We start from the raw sequence: 18,790 nt of genomic DNA, 5'->3' as shown, positions 1-18,790 counted from the left end.
TCACAGATCCCGCACCGGCTGGCTGCCGTCCCAATTCCGCGCCGTCGCCTGATAGGAGGCGAAGCGCTCCTTCTGCTCGGGCGAGAGCTGAACCATTTCCGTCAGCGTGCCCGGCCCGCCCCCGGCATCGACATAGATGGCGCCGCCACCCTCATAATAAAGCTCCTGCTCGATCGAATGGCCACGCTCTACGCAGAGCGCGCGGGCGGCATGGATATCCTCCACCACGATGCAGACATGATTGAGGCCGTCCAGTCCCTGCTCATGCCAGTCGCGATAGATGGACGGCGCGTCGTTATGCGCCTGCGTCAGTTCGATCTGGATGTGGCCCCAATAGGCGATCGCGACGCTGAACGACACGTCCGTGGGTTCGCCTCGATAGAGCATGCCCGGAAAGTGCAGCGGGCCACGGCGGAAGAACGGGCCGACCCCCATGGTTTCGGTCCAGAAACGGATCGCCGCATCGAAATCGCGCGGACAATAAGCGAGTTGGCACACCGTACCCAGATCGGAAATCGGACTTTTCATTGCCTCAACTTTCATTGCTTTGCGCCAATATGCGGTCGATTTCGGCATGCTGTTTCTGCAGAACGGCCTCGTTCGCGCCGAAGACCATGCGGAATCCCTCCGGCGCATGGGCAAGGTTGCGCTGCCCTTCGGCCGACACGCTGTAATCCTCCGTCCGCACTACCTTTTCGATGAAATCATGCATGGCCGCCCACGCATCGTCGGGCCGCCCGTCCAACTCATGCCCCGGACGATAGGTCGTCATCAGCGTGACGCACTGGTCAGGCGTCTCGCCGGGAAAGACCCGGCTGATGCCGTAGAACATACCGCCGTCCGGCAGCGTGTTCACATTGATGACCATCGCCGGAAACACCATGTAGAGGCCACCATAATCGGACGGCGGCCACTGGTCCTCCGGCTTGTCGCCATAATCGATGAAATCCGCGCGCGGGAAGCCGATGCGGAAATGGCGCCCATGGGATCGATGCGTCATCGTGTTGGAAAAGGCCAGCGAGCCGATGGTGGTCGGATGCAGCGTCGCGAAATGATAGCTTTCGCCGTAGGTGTCGAACGCATATTTCCAGTTCGCCCCGGCAGGGATCATCGAGCTTTTCACCGGACGCGCCGCCGCGAGTTCGAGATGGGCCAGTTCGCCGGCCATCGGCCCCAGCCATTCCTCGACATCGATCGGATCGCCGTTCGGCGCCGCCCGGACGAAGATCATCCCGTGCCATTCGGCCACCGGCACCGGGATCAGGCCCAGTTCGGCCTTGTCGATGCCCGCGAACCCCTCCTTGCCGGGCAGGCCGATCAACTCGCCTTCCAGATTGAAGGTCCAGCCGTGGAACCGGCAGGTCATTCGGCTGCGCGCGTCACATTCGTTCACCAGCCGGGCGGCGCGGTGCGGGCACATGTTGAGGAAACCGCGCAGCACGCCGTCCTTTCCGCGCGTCAGCAAGATCGCCGGGCCGAGCGCATCCACCAGCATCTTGTCGCCGGGGTTGGGAATATCGCCGGTCAACGCGACACAGACCGGGCGCTTGCGGAACAATTCCCGCTTTTCCTCCTCAAACCGCCGCGGATCGACATAGACGGCGGGATCGATGCGGCGGGGGCCATCGGACAGATCGGTGGTCCGGGCCTGCATATGCGCGATGGTCCGCCGACGCAGATCCTGATGCGAACGGCGACGCAACTCCTCCATCGAAGGGGTGTCAGCTTCGGCCATTTTCGAGTCCTCTCCTTTGGTTGACGACCATTTATGCAGCGTGTATCAATTTTTGCAAGGCTAATCGGTCGAAGCGTCGGGAGGATCATTGATCTATGTCAAATCAGTTTCACGGCAAGTCTGCCGTCATCACGGGCGGAGCCAACGGAATTGGTGAGGCAACCGCGCGATTGCTGGCCTCGCGGGGCGCCCATGTGGTGATCGCCGATCTCAATGACGATCGGGGAACGGCACTCGCCGACGAGTTGGGCGGCGCCTATGTCAGGACCGATGTGACCCGCGAACAGGATGTCGAAGCCGCCGTCGCGCAAGCGATGCACCGCTGCGGCAGGCTTGATGTAATGGTGAACAGCGCCGGTGTGCTGGGCGCGATCGGATCGATCACGGAAATCCGCGCGGAAGACTGGACCCGAACCGTGCAGATCATGCTGGACGGCGTTTTCTTCGGCGTGAAACATGCGTCCCGCGCAATGAAGGACAGGCGAAGTGGTTCGATCATTTCCCTTTCCAGCGTGGCGGGCACCAAGGGTGGCATGGGGCCGCATTGCTATACGGCGGTGAAGCATGCCGTCGTCGGTCTGACCCGCTCCGCCGCGTCGGAGCTGTCGCCTCTCGGCATCAGGATCAACGCAATCGGTCCCGGCGTGACGGTCACGCCGCTGATCGATCATCTCCGCGGCGGGCGCGAGGCCGCCATCGAGGCCGCCGTTGCAGCATCCCCGCTGGGCACCGCCTGCGAAGCGAGCGAGATCGCGGCGACTATCGTCTTTCTCGCCTCGGACGAGGCATGTCACATCACCGGGCAGATCATCGTCGTCGATTCCGGCCTGTCGGTGGCAGGGCAGGCACCTCCGGCCCATCATTCCGCACCGGCCGGCTTCGCCAGCTCCAGCCTGCCCCAATAAGCCCCATCAGCGAGATCGACATGGTTCAGGACACCCCCCGCAATTCCACCCCGACCGGGGCGGAAAGTCTCATCCACAGCCTTGCCGCCAGCGGCGTGGACATCTGCTTCGCCAATCCCGGCACGTCCGAAATGCATTTCGTCGTGGCGCTGGACCGCATCCTGTCGATCCGCCCGATATTGGGCCTGTTCGAGGGCGCAGTCACCGGCATGGCGGACGGCTATGCGCGGATGACAGGCAAGCCTGCCGTCACGCTGCTGCATCTCGGTTCCGGCCTCGGCAACGGCATCGCCAATCTGCACAACGCCAAGCGGGCGCAGAGTCCGGTCGTCAATATCGTGGGCGAACATGCGACCTATCATCTGCAATGGGACACGCCCCTGGTGTCGGACATCGAGTCGCTGGCACGCCCGGTTTCCCGCTGGGTGCGCCGGACGCAGAGCGCGGCCACGGTCGGCGCGGACGCCGCACAGGCAGTGGCGGCAGCGCGAGGGGCGCCCGGCGGCGTCGCCACCCTGATTCTGCCCGCCGACGCGGCATGGAGCGAAGGTGGCGCGCCCGCCCCGCCTATCGTCCCGATCGCCGCCGCCATGCCCTCGGACGCCGCCATCGATCGCGCCGCGACGCTGCTGAAATCCGGCCGGCGCACCGTCATAATGGCGCGCGGCCCGGCCTTGCAGCGCGACGGGCTGCACCAGCTCGGCCGCATCGCCGCCGCCACCGGAGCCGAGTTGATGTGCGACGGACAGGCGCCCCGCGTCACCCGTGGCAGTGGCCTGCCTGCGGTCGAACGGGTGCCCTATCGCGCGGAAACGGCGATGGAACGCTTCGCCGGGATCGCCAATCTGATCCTCGTCGGAACCCATCCGCCGGTGCCGGTCTTCGCCTATCCCAACTATCCCAGCTGGATTCTGCCCGAAGGCATGACCATCCACTATCTCGCGCAGGAGCATGAGGATGGGGTGGCGGCGCTGGCCGCCGTAGCGGGCATGGTGGATGGCGGGGGCCAGTCACGGCCCGTCTCTGCTGCGGAGCTACCGGGCTGCCCGTCCGGGTCGCTCGACCAGTTCGCGATCGGCGCGATCCTCGCCCGGCTGATGCCGGAACAGGCCATCATCTCCGACGAAGCCGCGACCAACGGGCTGGGGCCGATGATGGCGACCGCAGGCGCACCCATGCATGACTGGCTCAGCAATACCGGCGGGGCGATCGGCCAGGGCATACCGCTGGCAACCGGTGCGGCGGTCGGCGCGCCGGGCCGCAAAGTCATCAATCTTCAGGCCGACGGCAGCGCCATGTACACGCTGCAAGCGCTCTGGACACAGGCGCGTGAGCGGCTCGACGTCGTCACCATCCTCTTCTCCAACCGGAGCTATGCGATCCTGACGCAGGAATTGCAGCGCGTCGGCGCGTCCGACGCCGGGCCGCGCGCCCTGTCCATGTTCGATCTCGGCAATCCCGATCTCGACTGGACGAAACTGGCCGAGGCCATGGGGGTAGAGGCCAGCCGCGCCACGACCCCCCAAGAGTTCGAGGCGCAACTGGCCGCTGCGCTGGCCAAAACCGGGCCGCATCTGATCGAAGCCGTGATCTGACTCACAGGAGTATGCGAGAATGACCGTTTATCTGCACGCCGAAATCCATGTCCGGCCCGGCCATATGAATGACATGCTGAACCTGCTGGAGCACACGATCAAGCCGATGATGGAAGGCGAAGGGGTGAAGATGCTGGCCTGTTATACAGGCGTCACCGGACCGCGGAACACCATCATCGACATTTGGGAAATGGATGATATGGAGCATTTCCGCGCCGCTTACGCCCGTTCCATCGGGAAGCTGTCACCCGGCGACGACCTGCGCGGAAAGCTCGACAGCTGGGTCGAGAAAGAAATCCTGACCTTCATGGATCGCCGGTTCTGAAAACCCGGCGGCGGGGTGTAGTTCTCCGCCGCCCGCAGGCTCAATCCGCGTAATCCGGCGCGATCCTCTCTACCTCGCGCATCAGTGCAACCCATTCGCGCGATCCCATGGTGGCACCAGCGAACTGGCACGTTTGTTCGGTGACCAGTTGGCGGATGGCTGTCGGGGCCATCCGCAGCGCGGCCCCGCCGGACTGGGCGAGAAGCTGGATTTCGCACGCCTTTTGCAGCATATAGAGCCAATAAAAGGCCTCACCGATGCTTTCCCCTACGGCCAGCAGGCCATGATTGCGCAGGATCATCGCCCGCGCGTCGCCCAAATCCGCTTGCAGGCGCGCCTTTTCCCCTTCCAGCAGTGCGACGCCCTCATAATCATGATAGGCTAGACGATCCATCACCACCAGCGCCTGCTGGCTGATCGGCAGCAGTCCCTCTTCCTGCGCCGAAACCGCGACTCCCGCGGCCGAATGGACATGAATGACGCAGGCGATTTCGGGACGCGCCGCATGCACCGCCGAATGGATCAGCAGGCCGGCGGGGTTTATGATCGCGCCCGCCGGCTCATGCACTTGTCCTTCACAGGAGATCTCCACGAGATTGCTGGCGGTTACCTCGTTGAACAGGGAACCGAACGGATTGATCAGCAGCCGACCTTCCTTCCCCGGAATCCGTGAGGAAATATGGGACGCGATCAGATCCGACATGCGGAAATGATGGACCAATCGATAGCATGCGGCCAACTCCCGCCGGGTTCGCACCGTCATCTCGTCCATCACCGACAAATCCGCCCTTTTATCCATTCGTGCCTCTCCTTGCCCCTTGCACAGGGATCAATTATATAACATTGTATATTTTTTAGAAGAGGCAGCCGGAAAAATGTTGAAGCAAACGCAAGGGGACGGGGTTGAATGGTCTGCCTGCCCCGGCGACAGGGCCATGCCCTGGCCGACAAGGGGCCAGGCGCTGTTCGCGCTGGTCGTCCTGATGATCGGCTATATCGTGTCGTTCATCGACCGGCAGATCCTCTCGCTGATGGTCCAGCCGATCAAGGCCGACCTCGGCGTCAGCGATTTCCAGATGAGCCTGCTTCAGGGCTTCGCCTTCGCCCTTTTCTTCTGCATTCTCGGCATCCCCTTCGGCCGCCTGGCAGATCGGTACAGCCGCAAGCATATCATCGGCGCGGGCGTGCTGCTGTGGAGCATCATGACGCTCGCCTGCGGCCTCGCCAACAGCTATGCGATGCTGTTCTTCGCGCGGATAGGCGTCGGCGTCGGGGAGGCCGCGCTGGCGCCCGCCGGTTATTCACTATTGGCCGACATGTATCGGAAGGAACGACTCGTCCGCGCCATGTCGGTGTTCACGCTGGGCGGGATGATCGGCGGGGGACTGGCCTTTCTCGTCGGCGGGCAGGTGATCGATTATGCGACTCATGCCGGGTCGAGTCCGTTCGGCCTCGACAGCCTCAAGCCCTGGCAGTTCACCTTCATCGCAGTCGGCCTGCCGGGCATTCTGGTGGCCGCGCTGTTCCTGATGGTGCACGAACCGGCGCGGCGCGGCGGCAAGGCGCAGGGCCAGTCCGGTTTCGGAGAGGCCTTCACCTATCTTTGGAGCCGGCGCGGCGATTATGCCCCTCTCTATCTGGCCGCGACCTTCATGGCGGTGCTGAGCTATGGCGGCCTGACATGGTTTCCCACCCATCTCATCCGGGTCTATGGCCTGACGCCCGGCCAGACGGGGATCATTCTCGGCACCATCCACATCATCAGCCCGATCCTCGGCGCGACGCTGGCCACCGTACTGACCGAGAAATTCATGGCACGAGGATTTCACGATGCGCCGATGCGGACAATCTCCATCGTCGCGCCGATCGCGGGCCTGTTCTTCATGGCCCCGCTCGTGCCGACGCTGGAACTGACGGTCGGCATGTGGTTCTTCGCCATCCTCTTTTCCAACGCCTATTATGGCGTGACCGTCGCCACCTTGCAGACCCTGACGCCGAACAACCTACGCGCCACCAACTCCGCAATGCTGACGCTGATCGTCAGCATGGGCGGCCTCGCGGTCGGCTCGGCGCTGATCGGCGGCATCGCGGACGCCCTGTTCCTCGGCGACGCGCGCGGGATCGGCAAGGCGCTGTCGCTGGTCTGCGGCGTCAGCGCGCTGCTGGCAACCATCATGGCGCTGCGCGGACGACGACGGATCGGCCTGTTGCTGGAGACCGCGAAATGACCCAGGGCCCTACCGCTCCCAAAGGCCGCAACCCGGTTTATGAAACGGCGCGGCCGGTGCGCTATCAGGTGGAAGGACCCCTGGCCTGGATCATGATGGACCGGCCCCAGTATCACAATGCCCAGAACAGCCAGATGACCTATGCACTGGACGACGCCTTCCGCCGCGCCACCGATGACGACGCCGTGAAGGTCATCATCCTCGGCGGCGAAGGCAAGCATTTTTCCGCCGGGCACGATATCGGCACGCCGGGGCGCGACCACCTCGTCCCGTTCGAACGCAGGCATCTGCTGCCCGACCATAGCGACAGGCCCGGCGCGGAACTGCTCTATACGCGCGAGCATGAGGTATATCTCGGCATGTGCCGCCGCTGGCGCGACATTCCCAAGCCGACCATCGCGATGGTGCAGGGCGCGTGCATCGCCGGCGGACTGATGCTGGCATGGGTATGCGACCTGATCGTCGCGAGCGAGGACGCCTATTTCCAGGATCCGGTCAACCGTATGGGCATTCCCGGCGTCGAATATTTCGCCCATGGCTTTGAGCTGCCGCCACGCATCGCCAAGGGCTTCCTTCTGCTCGGCGAGCCGATGCCCGCGCAGCGCGCATGGCAATTCGGCATGGTCAACGAAGTCTTTCCGCGCGACGAACTGCGCGACAAGGTTCGGGCAATGGCTACCGAAATCGCGACCCGCCCGCGCCTCGGCAACTGGCTGACCAAGCAGGCGCTCAACCATGTCGAGGATTTGCGCGGCAAGCGCACCGCGATGGACGCCGTGTTTCACATGCACCATTTTGCCCATGCCCAGAACGATTTGATGTCCGGAAGCGCCATCGCCAATATGGATGCGCAATCCATGGCGGCGGCCAACCGTAAAGAACCCCAATAATCCCGAGGAAAATCCATGCGAGCCATCACCATCGAAGGGGGCAAAGGTCCGGCCGAAGCCCTGAAGATAACCGAAGCGCCCCGCCCCGTTCCCCAGCCTCATGAAATCCTGATCCGGGTGGCGGCGGCGGGCGTCAACCGGCCCGACATCGCCCAGCGCGAGGGCAATTATCCCCCTCCCCCCGGCGCGTCCGACATCCTCGGTCTCGAGGTGGCGGGCACTGTGGTGAAGGTCGGCGCCGCCGTCTCGCACTGGCAGGCCGGCGACCGGGTCTGCGCGCTGCTGCCAGGCGGGGGCTATGCAGAATATACCGTTGTCGACGCCCGCCATGCGCTGCCCGTTCCCGAAGGGCTTTCGCTCGAGCAAGCAGCGGGTCTGCCGGAAACCGTCTTCACGGTGTTCACCAACCTGTTCGAGCGCGGGCGATTGAAGGCTGGGGAAACCGCGCTGATCCACGGCGCCAACAGCGGCATCGGCGTCACCGCGATCGCCATGGCGAAGGCGGCGGGCGCGCGGGTTTTCGTCACGGCGCGGGGGGAGGCGAAATGCGCCACCGCGGTCCGGCTCGGCGCCGATCTGGCGATAGACGTGACGAGCGAGGATTTCGCCCAGGTGGTGAAGGATAATGGCGGCGCCGATGTCGTGCTCGACATCATCGGCGGCGATTATTTCAACTGCAATATCGATGCCCTGAACGAGGACGGCAGGCTGGTCCAGATCGCCACGCTGGGCGGCAATATCGTGGAAACCGATCTGCTGCGCTTTATGTTCAAGCGCCTCACCCTGTGCGCATCCACCCTGCGCGGGCGGCCCGCCGCTGAAAAGGCCCGGCTGACCGCCGCCATTCGCGAGCAGGCATGGCCCTGGGTCGAGCAAGGAAAGGTGCAAATCCCGATAGACCGGCGCTTTCCATTGGAAGAAGCCGCGCAGGCCCATAAATGGCTGGAACAGGGGCAGCAATTCGGCAAGGTCGTGCTGACCGTCGATCCGTGACCCCGCACCATCCTGGCGAGGAACCGCAGCGCACAGGCAGGCAAAGGGCGCTGGCGCTGCATCAGCTGACCGTTCGGGAGGTGCCGCCCGCCGCCCTGCCTCAAATTGCGGCGACGGCGGGATTCGGCCATGTCTGCCTGTTCACTCATGTGCCCGCTATCACCTTGACGGGCGGAGGCAAGGCCGCTTTTCCGACGGTGGACCGGCGGAATATCCGCGCTGTGCGGAACAGCCTGCGCGACCATGGCGTAGGTGTGACCAGTTTCGAATATTTCCCGATCGCCGCCGAGGTACCGGTCGAAAGCTATCGGGATGCCATCGCTCTGGGTGCGGAACTGGGCGCGCGGCGGGCCGTCACCCATATCCATGACCGCGACGAGGCACGGGCACTGCATAAGCTGGGGGAACTGACCGATATCGCCGCCGAATATGGCGTGGGCGTGGGGCTGGAATTCATGGGCCTGTCCCCCGCCTGCAATTCGCTGCAACGCGCCTTGTGGTTCGTCGAGCAAGCCGGCCGGGACACCATCGGTATCGGCGTCGACGCGCTGCATCTCATCCGTAGCGGCGGCAGCGTCGAGGACATCCGCGCCGTCCCTCCCCGGCGGATCGTCTATGCCCAGATTTGCGACGGCATCGGCCTGCACCGGTCAGCAGACTATCACGCCGAGGCGCTCGACAGGCTGATGCCGGGAACAGGCAACTTCCCCCTCGCCGATTTTCTGCGCGCGCTGCACGAAAACGCCGATCTGGATGTGGAAGCGCCCCAGTCCGGCAGAAGACAAGCCGACATGCCGCCCCTCGATCGGGCGCGGGAAGCCTTTGCCTGGACGAATACGATCCTCGCAAATGCTCTCGGAACGGATTAGCTACCGTCCAGCAGCATCGAGCATGGAGAGCTGCTCCGGCGAAAGCTCCAGCGTCAGCACGGCGAGCAGTTCCTCGACCTGTTCGACGTTGGTCGCGCTGGCAATCGGCGCGGTGATCCCCGGCTGGGCGTTCAGCCAGGCCAGCGCGATCTGCGCCGGTTGCAGTCCCGTTTCGGCGGCGACCGCATCCAGCGCGGCCAGAACGGCAAAGCCCCTGTCCGTCAGATAGGGCGCGACCTCCGGGCCGCGATGCTTGCCCGCAAGATCGTCGGCCGAGCGATATTTCCCGGTCAGAAACCCGCTCGCCAGCGCATAGAAAGGGACGACGGCGACGTCATTGGCCATGCAATAGTCCTGCAGCGCCCCTTCGAAATCGCCCCGCGTCAGCAGATTATAGCGAGGCTGCAACACCTCGTAACGGGCAAGGCCGTTGGCGGCACACAAAGCCGCAGCTTCCTTCATCCGCTCCGCATCATAATGCGACGCCCCCAGCGCCCGGACCTTGCCCGCGCGCACCAGATCGTCGAACGCGCGCAGCGTCTCTTCCAGCGGTACGCTGGCGTCGTCCAGATGGGCAAAATAGATATCGATATAATCCGTCCGCAAGCGTTGCAGCGACCGCTCCACCCCGGCAACGATCGATGCGCGGGACAGCCCGCTGCATGGCGGATTGTCTCGGCCTATCTTGGTAGCGATCACTATACGATCGCGGCACCGGCGGTCATGCTGCCAGTTGCCGATCAGCCGCTCGGATTCGCCGCCAGACAGGCCCGGAATCCAGTTGGTGTACATGTCGGCGGTGTCGATCATCTGCCCACCGCCGCCGACAAAGGCATCGAGCACCGCGAAACCCTGCGCCGTGTCGCAAGTCCAGCCGAAGACATTGCCGCCCAGCACCAACGGCGTGGTGGAAAGGCCGCTGCGGCCGAGCGGGCGTTGAACGGGGGTCATGGCGGAGGCTCCTTTTCGGCTTGGGTCGGTTATCGACGATACCATCCCAGCGTCCGCTCCAGCAAATGCGCGGCGCGCGCGATGGGATCGGGAAACCGGTCGCGCAAGGCGCGGGATCGCAATTCGATGCTCAACGGCAGGCCGGGCGGCAAGGCGTCCAGCAGCGCGCGCAGGGGCAGCACTCCCTCGCCGGGCAACAGACGTCCGTCCAGCGCCTCGGCGCGGATGGCGTTGAAATCCTCTGGATCGGGCCGGTCCGGCCCCGCATCGCAAAGCTGGGCATAGGCGAACAGCGAAGCGGGCGCCGACGCCACATCCTCGACGCAGCCCCCGGAACGCGACCAGTGCAGCGGATCGACAAGCAGGCGGGCATTGGGCCGGGCCGCCGCACCGAGAATGCGCCGGGCGGCATGGATATCAGGCACGGTGGTGAACCGGCCGAACTCGAGTGAAACGGGGATTCCGATCGGCCGGGCATGATCGCAAAGCCGCGCGAACTTCTCCACCGTGCTGCCCTCGTCCGGATCGGAACTGACCGCCAGCAGGTTCTTCGCGCCCATGATTGCCGCCAGATCGATCAGCCGGAACAGGTCGGGCGGAAGCTTCCCGGCCTTGATCCAGAGCACTTCCGCGTCGAGGATGAGGAGGCCCTCGTCCTCCGCCCGCCGGGCGAGGTCATGCGCCCGCCGGTCGCTCCATTCGCAAGGCTCGATCCGCACGCCGAAGGCCGCAAAGCCGGCCGCCGAGGCCGCATCGGCGAGGGTCTCCGCCGGATGCTCCGGCAACACCCCGGACGCAAGGCTAAGAAGAGGAACGGTCATCGGCCTGCTTTCCTTACTCCGCGGCGGTCGTCCCCGCCAATTGGCGCTGATAGCTTTCCAGATCAAAATAGTCTGCCCAGCGGCGGATCGACCCGTCCCGGAATTCGAAAATGCCCATAACCGGCAGAGAAATCCGCTGGCCGCCCATCACAAAGGCATCGACCCGCTCGGTCAGGACGGAGCCGTCGCCCGCCTGCGCAATCGCCATGATCCGCCAATCGATCTCCGTCATGGCGGCGAGCAGTCCCTGGATCGTCCCGGCGATCTGGTCCTTGCCCTCCACAGCAGGCATAGGGATGTTGTGATAGATCGCATCGGGCGCGAAAGCGGCGATGATATGCGCGGCATTGCCCTCATTCCAGGCTGCGACAAAGGCTTCAACCTTTTGAATATTCGTTGTCATTTCGGGTCGAACTCCAGATTCAGACACGCCACGCCGCGCAGCAGCAGGCTCGGCAGGAACGAGAAGCTGTCACCCGCCGAGAGCCGCAGCCCGTCGAGCCGTTCGAAAAGGATAGGAAAGGCGAGCTGCATTTCCTTACGTGCCAACGCCATGCCCAGGCAGCTATGGATACCCGCGCCGAAGGCGAGATGATCTCGCGCATTGGCGCGCGCCAGATCGAAAGCATCCGGATCGGGGAAGCGCATTTCGTCGCGATTGGCCGAAGTGTAGCGCAGTAATATTATGTCGCCTTGGTAAAGCCGGACACCGCCCAGTTCGGTGTCCTGGCGCACGATCCGCCACATCGCGCTGACTGGCGTCAGATGCCGCAGCGTCTCCTCGACATGTCCCATGTAAAGAGAGGCATCCGCTCTCGCCGCCTGCAACTGGTCCGGATGCCGGAGGAGCTGATAGACGCCATAGCTGAGTGCCTGCGCCGTCGTCTCCTGCCCGGCGGTGAATATCTGATGGAGTATGCCCAGCAGTTCCACATTTTCCAGCGGCCTTGGATCGCCCTCATCGGCCAGCGTCGCATGGACAAGGTCGGAAATCACATCGTCGCGCGGGACGGCCCGGCGTTCCTCTATCGCGGCGAGCAGATAGCGCTGCAACGCGATCTCATCCCGCGCCGCGGCGATCCGCGCCTCGCGCGAGGCTCCGCCCGCAATGCGGCTGACGACGGATCGCAACCATTGCTGGAAACGCGGAATATCGGACCGGGGCACGCCCAGCATGTCCGCGATGATGATCGAGGGCAACTGGTCCGCGAAACAGCTCTTGAACTCGACCGAGCCCTTCGCTGCGAAACCGTCGATCAGCCTGTGGGTGGTCTCACGGATATAATCGGCCATCGCCTCCACCCGCAGGGGCGTGAACGCCTTCATGGCGATGCGCTTGTACCGGGAATGGACCGGGGGATCGGCGGTGATCATCGTATCGATCCAGGGCAAGCCCTGCGCCATGATCGCCGCCTCTTCCGCATCGATGGCCCCAGTGCCACCCGATTTGAGCAGATGCGCCATCGCGCTGGAGAATAATTTGGGTCGCTTGTTGACCTCCACCACCAGAGCATGCGTCGACACATGCACGATCCGCGTCCGGGGATCGCGCCAGACCGGCGCGCTCTGCCGGAGCATCGCAAGAAAGGAAAACGGTTCCGCCAGGATCTCCGGATCCATCGGATCGACAGCGTGAAGCAAATCTGCCTTGGCGACGTCCTCCGCGTTCATATCCCCTCCGCTGTCTATCCACAGCAAGGTAGCGCAATTTTAACAATGTGCAATATGTTATACTTTTATACAGTGACGCCGTGGGAAGCTGCGCAGGGTGCTGCCCGATCCTACACCGTCGAACAAAGGAATCACTCTCTCATCAATGCCATGCAATCTTTGAGCACCATCCTGTCGTTCAACACCACCAGCATACGCATCTTACCCCAATATGATGCTGTCCTTCGCCCAGTTCGAACGCGAGGCGACGGCGGAGAGAAGCCTCAGCTACCTTGTGGGAAAGACTCTTCTGGTGTCTCCAGACAGAAGATCGATGGCATAAATAGCCAGAAAACAAAAATGGGTGCCTCACATTGTTGATTTTTGTATTTCTATAATAAAATCAGCCAACTATCATAGAGAACTGGTGGCCCTGTTAGACGAACGCGAACTCGTCTCCATAGGATTCATATCGGATATCGGGAGCAACATCCTAGTTCATAGGGACAGCCATCTGGCCAAGGCGGCGGAGCGTCTATCCTTTAGGTTTGTCGGTCAACGAGGTGGCCCTCCGGAGAAAAGTGGTTTGTGGACGTTGGCGTAGACGGAAGCAAATTTCTGCAGTGCCTCTATCTGCCTGAACCGCAGCGTTGCCCGTTGCCGCCGTCGGAAGGGAAGATGGCTGTTCTTAACCGGTTGTTGACCCAGCATTCGATCTCTTCCTTTCCCGATTTCCCCCGTTCAGCCATGGCGACGCCGTGGAGCGCCGGCCGTCAGTGGGGATCGCTTCAGGTGACCCATGCCCCTTGAGCGCTTTCTTCCCAAATGCGAGTACCGCCCGCTTGTCGCGCCTAACTCTCCGGGACCTCGCCTTCCTGATCGACTGCACGCAAAGGTAGACGATCTCACCGACCGCCTTCACTATATCATCGAGATGCCATTTCCAGTGCCGAAAACCTCGTATCCGACTCACTCGCTGTCGACGGATGTCGTTGGTGAACAGAGGGCCGAACCTGTTCCAACAAGCGCACCGTTCATGGCTGATATCGATGCCGCGCTCGAAAGCAGGTTCTCCATGTTTCGCAGGTTCAGGTAAAAAGCGCACATGCATCATCATCACCGGCCGGATAGTCTCGGGCGACGTTTTGAAACAGCGAAAGGGGTTGGAGGGCCGGCATATCGGCCTTCCAACCCCATTCTTTTAGCTGATCAGAACTCGATGCCGAAGGTTCCGCCGATCGTGCGCGGCGCGGCATAGTTGACGAAGCCGGTATTCGCCGTCAGCAATACATAGGTCGGATAATAGGTGTTGGTGATGTTCTTCGCCCACACCCCGACATACCAGTTCGCGCTGGTCGAACGCAGCCGCACCTCGCCATCCCACACGGCATAGGCGCTGACGGCGGCATTCTCGTTATTGGTGATCTCGGAATAATATTTGCCCGAATAGGTGAGGCCCGAGTTCACGTCGAGGGCGAAATTATCGCTGAGCTCGCTGCTGTGGTTCAGCGTGACGCCGAAAGTATGCTTGGGCGCGCGCTCCAGATATTTGCCGTTGACGTTGACCCCGCTGATGATGAGATCGCTTTTGAACTTGGCGTCCAGATACCCATAGTTGAAGCCGATCCGCGTGTCCCGCGCCAGCGCCAGCGACCCCGACACCTCGAAGCCGTTGATGTCGGATTTCCCGGCGTTGAACAGCGCGGTGATGGGAACGTTGGAGCCCGGTATATCGACAAGGCTCTGCACCTGAAGATCGGTGTAGCGCATGTGGAAGGCCGACAGGTCGAGCGTCAGCTTGCGGTCGAAGAAGCTGTTCTTGGTGCCGATTTCATAGTTGGTCACATGCTCCGGCTTCACCGGGAAGACCGCCGCGAGCCGGCTGGTCGGCTGCCCGTCGAACCCCCCGGACTTGAAGCCCCTGGAAATAGTCGCATAGGCCATCGAATTGGGGTTGAACTGATATTTGGCGGTGAAGCGCGGGGTCGTCGCATCCGACGAATATTTGGCCGTCACGTCGAACGGAAAGCCGCCGGTCGGAAAGCGGTTGCTGTTGGCGACATTGCGGAACTTCTTGTGGTCATGGGTGAAGCGGATGCCCGCCGTCAGCGAGAAAGCATCGCTCACGTTCAGCGTGCCGTCGACGAAAGCCGCGACGCTGTTGGCCTTGCTCCTGGTCCTGAAGTCGTCGGACTGGTCGGCGGCCGCCGTGCGGAAGACGATGGTGCTGTGCTCGTCACGATCGACTATCTCACGATAGAGGAAGGCGCCCGCAAGGAAGTTGAACGGCCCGGAAAAGTCGGACGCGAAACGGAATTCCTGTGAATATTGGACCGCCTTTTCATCGATCGCGTTGCTGACCAGGTTGAACGGCGCCGATATGTCGGGCCGGGTCTTGTCGACGCGGACGCCCGCCAGCGCGACATCGATTTTCGAATGCGACCCGCGGACGGCGGTGATCGAGGTGATGTCGCCGATGCCCGCATCATAGTTGATCCGCAGCGACGTGCCCCAGGCCTCATTGTCCTGACGGCCGTCGGGCACATAGTTGTTGCGGCGGCTGGGGCCGTTGGCGCGGGTATAGGCGTCGCTCACCTGGCTGACCGCCCATTTGTTGAGACCCTTGCCGGTGCGCTTGTAATAATCGGCCGACAGGGTGATCTTCAGCCGGTCGCTCGGCTCCGTCGACAGCGCGCCACGCAGCGCGGTGCTTTGCAGATCCTCGATCCTGTTGCCGGTCAGCGCGCTGCGCGCATAGCCGTTATGCCGCCGCGAAACGAAAGAGAAGCGGCCGTTGATGCCGTCCGTCAGCGCGGCATTGGCCATGCCCCGCACATTGATCGTGCCATAGCTGCCGACCTCGGCACCGGCCTTGAACCGGGTGGTGGCGTTCGGCGCCGCGCTGATCAGGTTGATCGCGCCGCCGACGGTGTTCTTGCCGAACAGCGTGCCCTGCGGCCCGCGCAGCACCTCGACCCGGTCGAGGTCGAAAATATCCGCCGTGCCGCCTGCCGCACGGCCCAGATAGACGTCGTCCACGAACACCGCGACCGAGCGCTCCAGCCCGCCGCCGTCGAAGTGCGAGCCGATGCCGCGAATATAGATATTGGGGTCCGACGCATTGAATTCGGCATAGGTCAGGCTGGGGGTGAAGGTCGCAAGCCCGTTGATGTTCGACGTGCCGGTCTTTTCGAGCGCTTCGCCACTGACCGCCGAAATCGACAGCGGGACGTCCTGCAACCGCTCCTCGCGGCGCTGGGCGGTGACGACGATCTCGTCATTGATGGATGCGCGCTGCTGCTGTTCCGGCGCGGCCGCCCCGGCGCGCGCCGGGGCGCCGGTCGCCGCGGCGATCGCGGTCAGGGACGTCATCAAAAAGCAAATGGATCTGGTCATGTCAGCTAATCCTCCCTCATCGGCTTCGCGTGTCGAGCCGCAGCCGTTTGATTAATACATATAATGAAGTTACTATATAATCAAGATGCAGAATTCCCATATGGAATCGCATTTCTCGCAAAATTCCGGTTTTTTCTCCGCGAAAGCGGAGCAATTCAAAACTATGTTTATTGATTAAACTTTGCCGAGCTGCGGCAGCGGGGGCAATTGCATCGCGTAGTTCACCGTCTTCTCCTCGGTGAAGAAGCTGCGGGCCGCGGGCGCTCCGTCGCGCCCGACACCCGATTCCTTATAGCCACCGAACGGGAAGCGCGGGTCGAGTGCCAGCATCGGCGTGTTCACATGCACCCATCCCGCCTCGATCGATTCCGCCGCGCGCATCGCCTCGCGCAGGTCGTTGGTCCAGACATAGGAGACCAGCCCATAACGCGAGCCATTCGCCACTGCGATCGCCTCGTCCAGCGAATCGACGACGATCGCCGCCGCGACCGGGCCGAACACTTCCTCCTGACAGATGCGCACGTCGTTGGACGGCGCGCGCAACACGGTCGGGCGGTAATAATAGCCCTTGTCGAAACCGTCCGCCCGCCGCCCTCCGGCCAGCACCGCGCAGCCATCCTCACGCGCTTCCGCGATCATCCGCTCGACCCGCCTGTAGCTGTTCGCATGCGCCAGCGGGCCGTTCTCGACGCCCTCTTCATAAGGATGACCGACCCGGATCGCGTCCGCCCGCTCCGCGAAACGACCGAGGAAATCCTCGGCGATCGACCGGTGGAGAACGAGCCGCGACCCGGCGAAGCATTGCTGGCCGCTGTTGGTGAACACCGCGATCAACGCCGCGTCGAGCGCCTTGTCCAGATCGGCCGAGGGCATGACGATGTTCGCCGACTTGCCGCCCAGTTCGAGGTCGACGCGCTTCAGCCCCTGCCCCGCCGCCGCCGCGATATGGCGCGCGGTCGCGGTGCCGCCGGTGAAGGACACCGCCTTGATCGCCGGATGCCGCACCAGCGCGTCGCCCGTCACCTGCCCGCGCCCGTTGACCATGTTGACGACGCCCTCCGGCACCCCGGCCTCATGCAGCAACTGGACGAAGCGGGCGAGCGCCATCGGCGTGTTCTCGGACGTCTTGACCACGCATGTATTGCCGAAGGCAAGAGCGGCGGCGACTTTGGTGGAAGCCAGCGCGGTCGGCGCGTTGGACGGCGAGATCAGCGCCACCGGCCCAAGCGGCTCGCGCAGCACATAGCGCAGCGACCGGCCGCGCTCGCTGGTGGCGGTTTCCAACGCATAGGCGGGCCATTCGGCGTAGAATTCGAAATTGGCGATGATCCGGGGCAACTGGATGAAGCGCGAATAGTGGATCGGCTGACCGGTCGCGGCGGTTTCCAGCGCAGCCAGTTCGTCCATATTGTCGCGCACGGCTTCGATTATGCGCTGAAAGACTTTCCTGCGCTCGGCCATGACCATGCGGGGCCAGGGGCCGGAACGGAACGCCCGCGCTGCCCCATCCACCGCCGCCGCCACCTCGGCCTCGTCGGCTTCGTGCAACGTTCCGGCGATACTCTCGTCGGCCGGGTTGACGATGGCGAGCGGCTCGCCGCGCGCGGGTACGAACGCGCCGTCGATGAAACTGGTGACCGTCTGGTGCGCGACCGTCATGACCAAAGCCCCCCGTTGACGTGCAGCGTCTGCGACGTGACATAATGCGACCCCGGCCCGATCAGGAAGAACAGCGCGCCAAGCATGTCCTCCGGCTGGGCGATCCTCTTGGCCGGGACCATCGCCGCAACCATCTCCGTATCGGTTTTCTTCTGCTTCGCCGGGCGGCCCGTGCCGCCGTCGAGAAAGGCGGTGCGGGTGATCCCCGGCGCCAGCCCGTTGACGCGGATATCCGGCCCGCACTCGGTCGCCAGCACGCGCACCAGATTGATGACCCCCGCCTTGGAAACGGCATAGGGGCCGAAGCCGCTTTGCGGCACCCACACGCCGAAGGTGGACGACACATGGACGATCGCCGCGCTGTCCGCCGCGCGCAGCAGCGGGATGGCCGCGCGGCTGAGCAGGAAGGCGCTGGTCAGCGATCCGGTGATGATCTCGTTCCACTCGGCAAGCGCCATCGCCTCAAGGGGCCTGGGCTCATTGGTGAAGCCGACGAAATTGATAAAGGCGTCGAGATGCGGGGCATCCTTGGCCATGGCGTCGAACGCCGCGACGACCTGCGCCTCGTCCGATGCGTCGCAGGCGATAGCCCGCACGCCTTGCGGCGGCGGGAACGCCTCGATCGCGCCGGGAAGGTCGAGCACCACCACATCGAGACCGGCATCGGCAGCGGCGCGCACGAACGCGCGCCCCATTCCGCCGCACCCTCCGGCAACGGCAACCCTGGTCCCGCGAGATGGCATCAAAGCGAATCCCGTCACTTCCCTCTCCTA

General features: G+C 63.5%; 17 protein-coding genes. 7 read left to right on the top strand and 10 right to left on the bottom strand.

The features are described 5' to 3' along the window. Both GGR43_RS20575 and GGR43_RS20570 read right to left on the bottom strand, forming a co-directional pair. Window positions 1-528, bottom strand: a complete 528-nt coding sequence (locus GGR43_RS20575) for a VOC family protein (RefSeq protein WP_188073690.1) — start codon at window positions 526-528, stop codon at window positions 1-3. A gap of 4 nt (window positions 529-532) precedes the next feature. Then, the gene (locus tag GGR43_RS20570) at window positions 533-1,735 is read right to left on the bottom strand and encodes an aromatic ring-hydroxylating oxygenase subunit alpha (RefSeq protein ID WP_188073689.1); all 1,203 of its coding nucleotides are present in this window, start codon (window positions 1,733-1,735) and stop codon (window positions 533-535) included. A gap of 95 nt (window positions 1,736-1,830) precedes the next feature. Between GGR43_RS20570 and GGR43_RS20565 the strand changes: the two genes are divergently transcribed. Genes GGR43_RS20565 through GGR43_RS20555 form a run of 3 tightly spaced genes read left to right on the top strand, consistent with a single transcriptional unit; the run spans window position 1,831 to window position 4,560 of the window. Then, window positions 1,831-2,640 (top strand): SDR family oxidoreductase, encoded by an 810-nt coding sequence (locus tag GGR43_RS20565; protein WP_188073688.1) that lies wholly within the window; start codon window positions 1,831-1,833, stop codon window positions 2,638-2,640. Window positions 2,641-2,660: 20 nt separating this feature from the next. Further along, complete coding sequence (locus GGR43_RS20560) at window positions 2,661-4,235, top strand: acetolactate synthase large subunit (protein ID WP_188073687.1); 1,575 nt, start codon at window positions 2,661-2,663, stop codon at window positions 4,233-4,235. A 19-nt stretch (window positions 4,236-4,254) separates the two neighbouring features. Beyond that, the gene (locus GGR43_RS20555; RefSeq protein WP_223177547.1) at window positions 4,255-4,560 is read left to right on the top strand and encodes an NIPSNAP family protein; all 306 of its coding nucleotides are present in this window, start codon (window positions 4,255-4,257) and stop codon (window positions 4,558-4,560) included. Window positions 4,561-4,600: 40 nt separating this feature from the next. On the opposite strand, the gene GGR43_RS20550 is transcribed toward GGR43_RS20555, so the two are convergent. After that, window positions 4,601-5,332, bottom strand: coding sequence for a class II aldolase/adducin family protein (locus tag GGR43_RS20550; RefSeq protein ID WP_246343950.1), 732 nt, complete (start codon window positions 5,330-5,332; stop codon window positions 4,601-4,603). A 163-nt stretch (window positions 5,333-5,495) separates the two neighbouring features. Here GGR43_RS20550 and GGR43_RS20545 point away from each other — a divergent pair, with 163 nt between their 5' ends. The 4 genes from GGR43_RS20545 to GGR43_RS20530 are packed head-to-tail and all read left to right on the top strand — an operon-like array spanning window position 5,496 to window position 9,540. Further along, window positions 5,496-6,788, top strand: a complete 1,293-nt coding sequence (locus GGR43_RS20545) for a spinster family MFS transporter (RefSeq protein WP_188073684.1) — start codon at window positions 5,496-5,498, stop codon at window positions 6,786-6,788. After that, window positions 6,785-7,678 (top strand): enoyl-CoA hydratase, encoded by an 894-nt coding sequence (locus GGR43_RS20540; RefSeq protein WP_188073683.1) that lies wholly within the window; start codon window positions 6,785-6,787, stop codon window positions 7,676-7,678. Before GGR43_RS20545 ends, GGR43_RS20540 begins: the two co-directional genes overlap by 4 nt. 15 nt (window positions 7,679-7,693) lie before the next feature. Further along, on the top strand, window positions 7,694-8,671 hold the full coding sequence (locus GGR43_RS20535) for an NAD(P)H-quinone oxidoreductase (RefSeq protein WP_188073682.1): 978 nt from the start codon (window positions 7,694-7,696) through the stop codon (window positions 8,669-8,671). Then, window positions 8,668-9,540, top strand: a complete 873-nt coding sequence (locus tag GGR43_RS20530) for a sugar phosphate isomerase/epimerase family protein (RefSeq protein ID WP_188073681.1) — start codon at window positions 8,668-8,670, stop codon at window positions 9,538-9,540. The genes GGR43_RS20535 and GGR43_RS20530 overlap by 4 nt, the downstream gene beginning before the upstream one ends. On the opposite strand, the gene GGR43_RS20525 is transcribed toward GGR43_RS20530, so the two are convergent. The 7 genes from GGR43_RS20525 to GGR43_RS20495 form a co-directional block, all read right to left on the bottom strand. Next, the gene (locus tag GGR43_RS20525; RefSeq protein WP_188073680.1) at window positions 9,541-10,491 is read right to left on the bottom strand and encodes an aldo/keto reductase; all 951 of its coding nucleotides are present in this window, start codon (window positions 10,489-10,491) and stop codon (window positions 9,541-9,543) included. It abuts the gene before it with no gap. A 29-nt stretch (window positions 10,492-10,520) separates the two neighbouring features. After that, window positions 10,521-11,312 (bottom strand): sugar phosphate isomerase/epimerase family protein, encoded by a 792-nt coding sequence (locus GGR43_RS20520; RefSeq protein WP_188073679.1) that lies wholly within the window; start codon window positions 11,310-11,312, stop codon window positions 10,521-10,523. A 13-nt stretch (window positions 11,313-11,325) separates the two neighbouring features. Next, a complete protein-coding gene (locus GGR43_RS20515; RefSeq protein WP_188073678.1) occupies window positions 11,326-11,742 on the bottom strand; it encodes a limonene-1,2-epoxide hydrolase family protein in 417 nt (138 codons plus the stop codon). Then, entirely contained in the window at window positions 11,712-12,983 is a 1,272-nt protein-coding gene (locus GGR43_RS20510; RefSeq protein WP_188073677.1) for a cytochrome P450, read from the bottom strand. The genes GGR43_RS20515 and GGR43_RS20510 overlap by 31 nt, the downstream gene beginning before the upstream one ends. A 1,188-nt stretch (window positions 12,984-14,171) precedes the next feature. After that, on the bottom strand, window positions 14,172-16,358 hold the full coding sequence (locus tag GGR43_RS20505) for a TonB-dependent receptor (protein ID WP_223177546.1): 2,187 nt from the start codon (window positions 16,356-16,358) through the stop codon (window positions 14,172-14,174). Window positions 16,359-16,532: 174 nt separating this feature from the next. Next, window positions 16,533-18,017, bottom strand: coding sequence for an aldehyde dehydrogenase family protein (locus GGR43_RS20500; protein WP_188073675.1), 1,485 nt, complete (start codon window positions 18,015-18,017; stop codon window positions 16,533-16,535). Beyond that, a complete protein-coding gene (locus tag GGR43_RS20495; RefSeq protein ID WP_188073674.1) occupies window positions 18,014-18,760 on the bottom strand; it encodes an SDR family NAD(P)-dependent oxidoreductase in 747 nt (248 codons plus the stop codon). Before GGR43_RS20495 ends, GGR43_RS20500 begins: the two co-directional genes overlap by 4 nt. Window positions 18,761-18,790: the final 30 nt, after the last annotated feature.

The sequence above is a fragment of the Sphingobium jiangsuense genome (genome assembly GCF_014196495.1).
Lineage (GTDB): Bacteria > Pseudomonadota > Alphaproteobacteria > Sphingomonadales > Sphingomonadaceae > Sphingobium > Sphingobium jiangsuense.
This window is presented reverse-complemented; position numbering and strand designations above follow the sequence as displayed.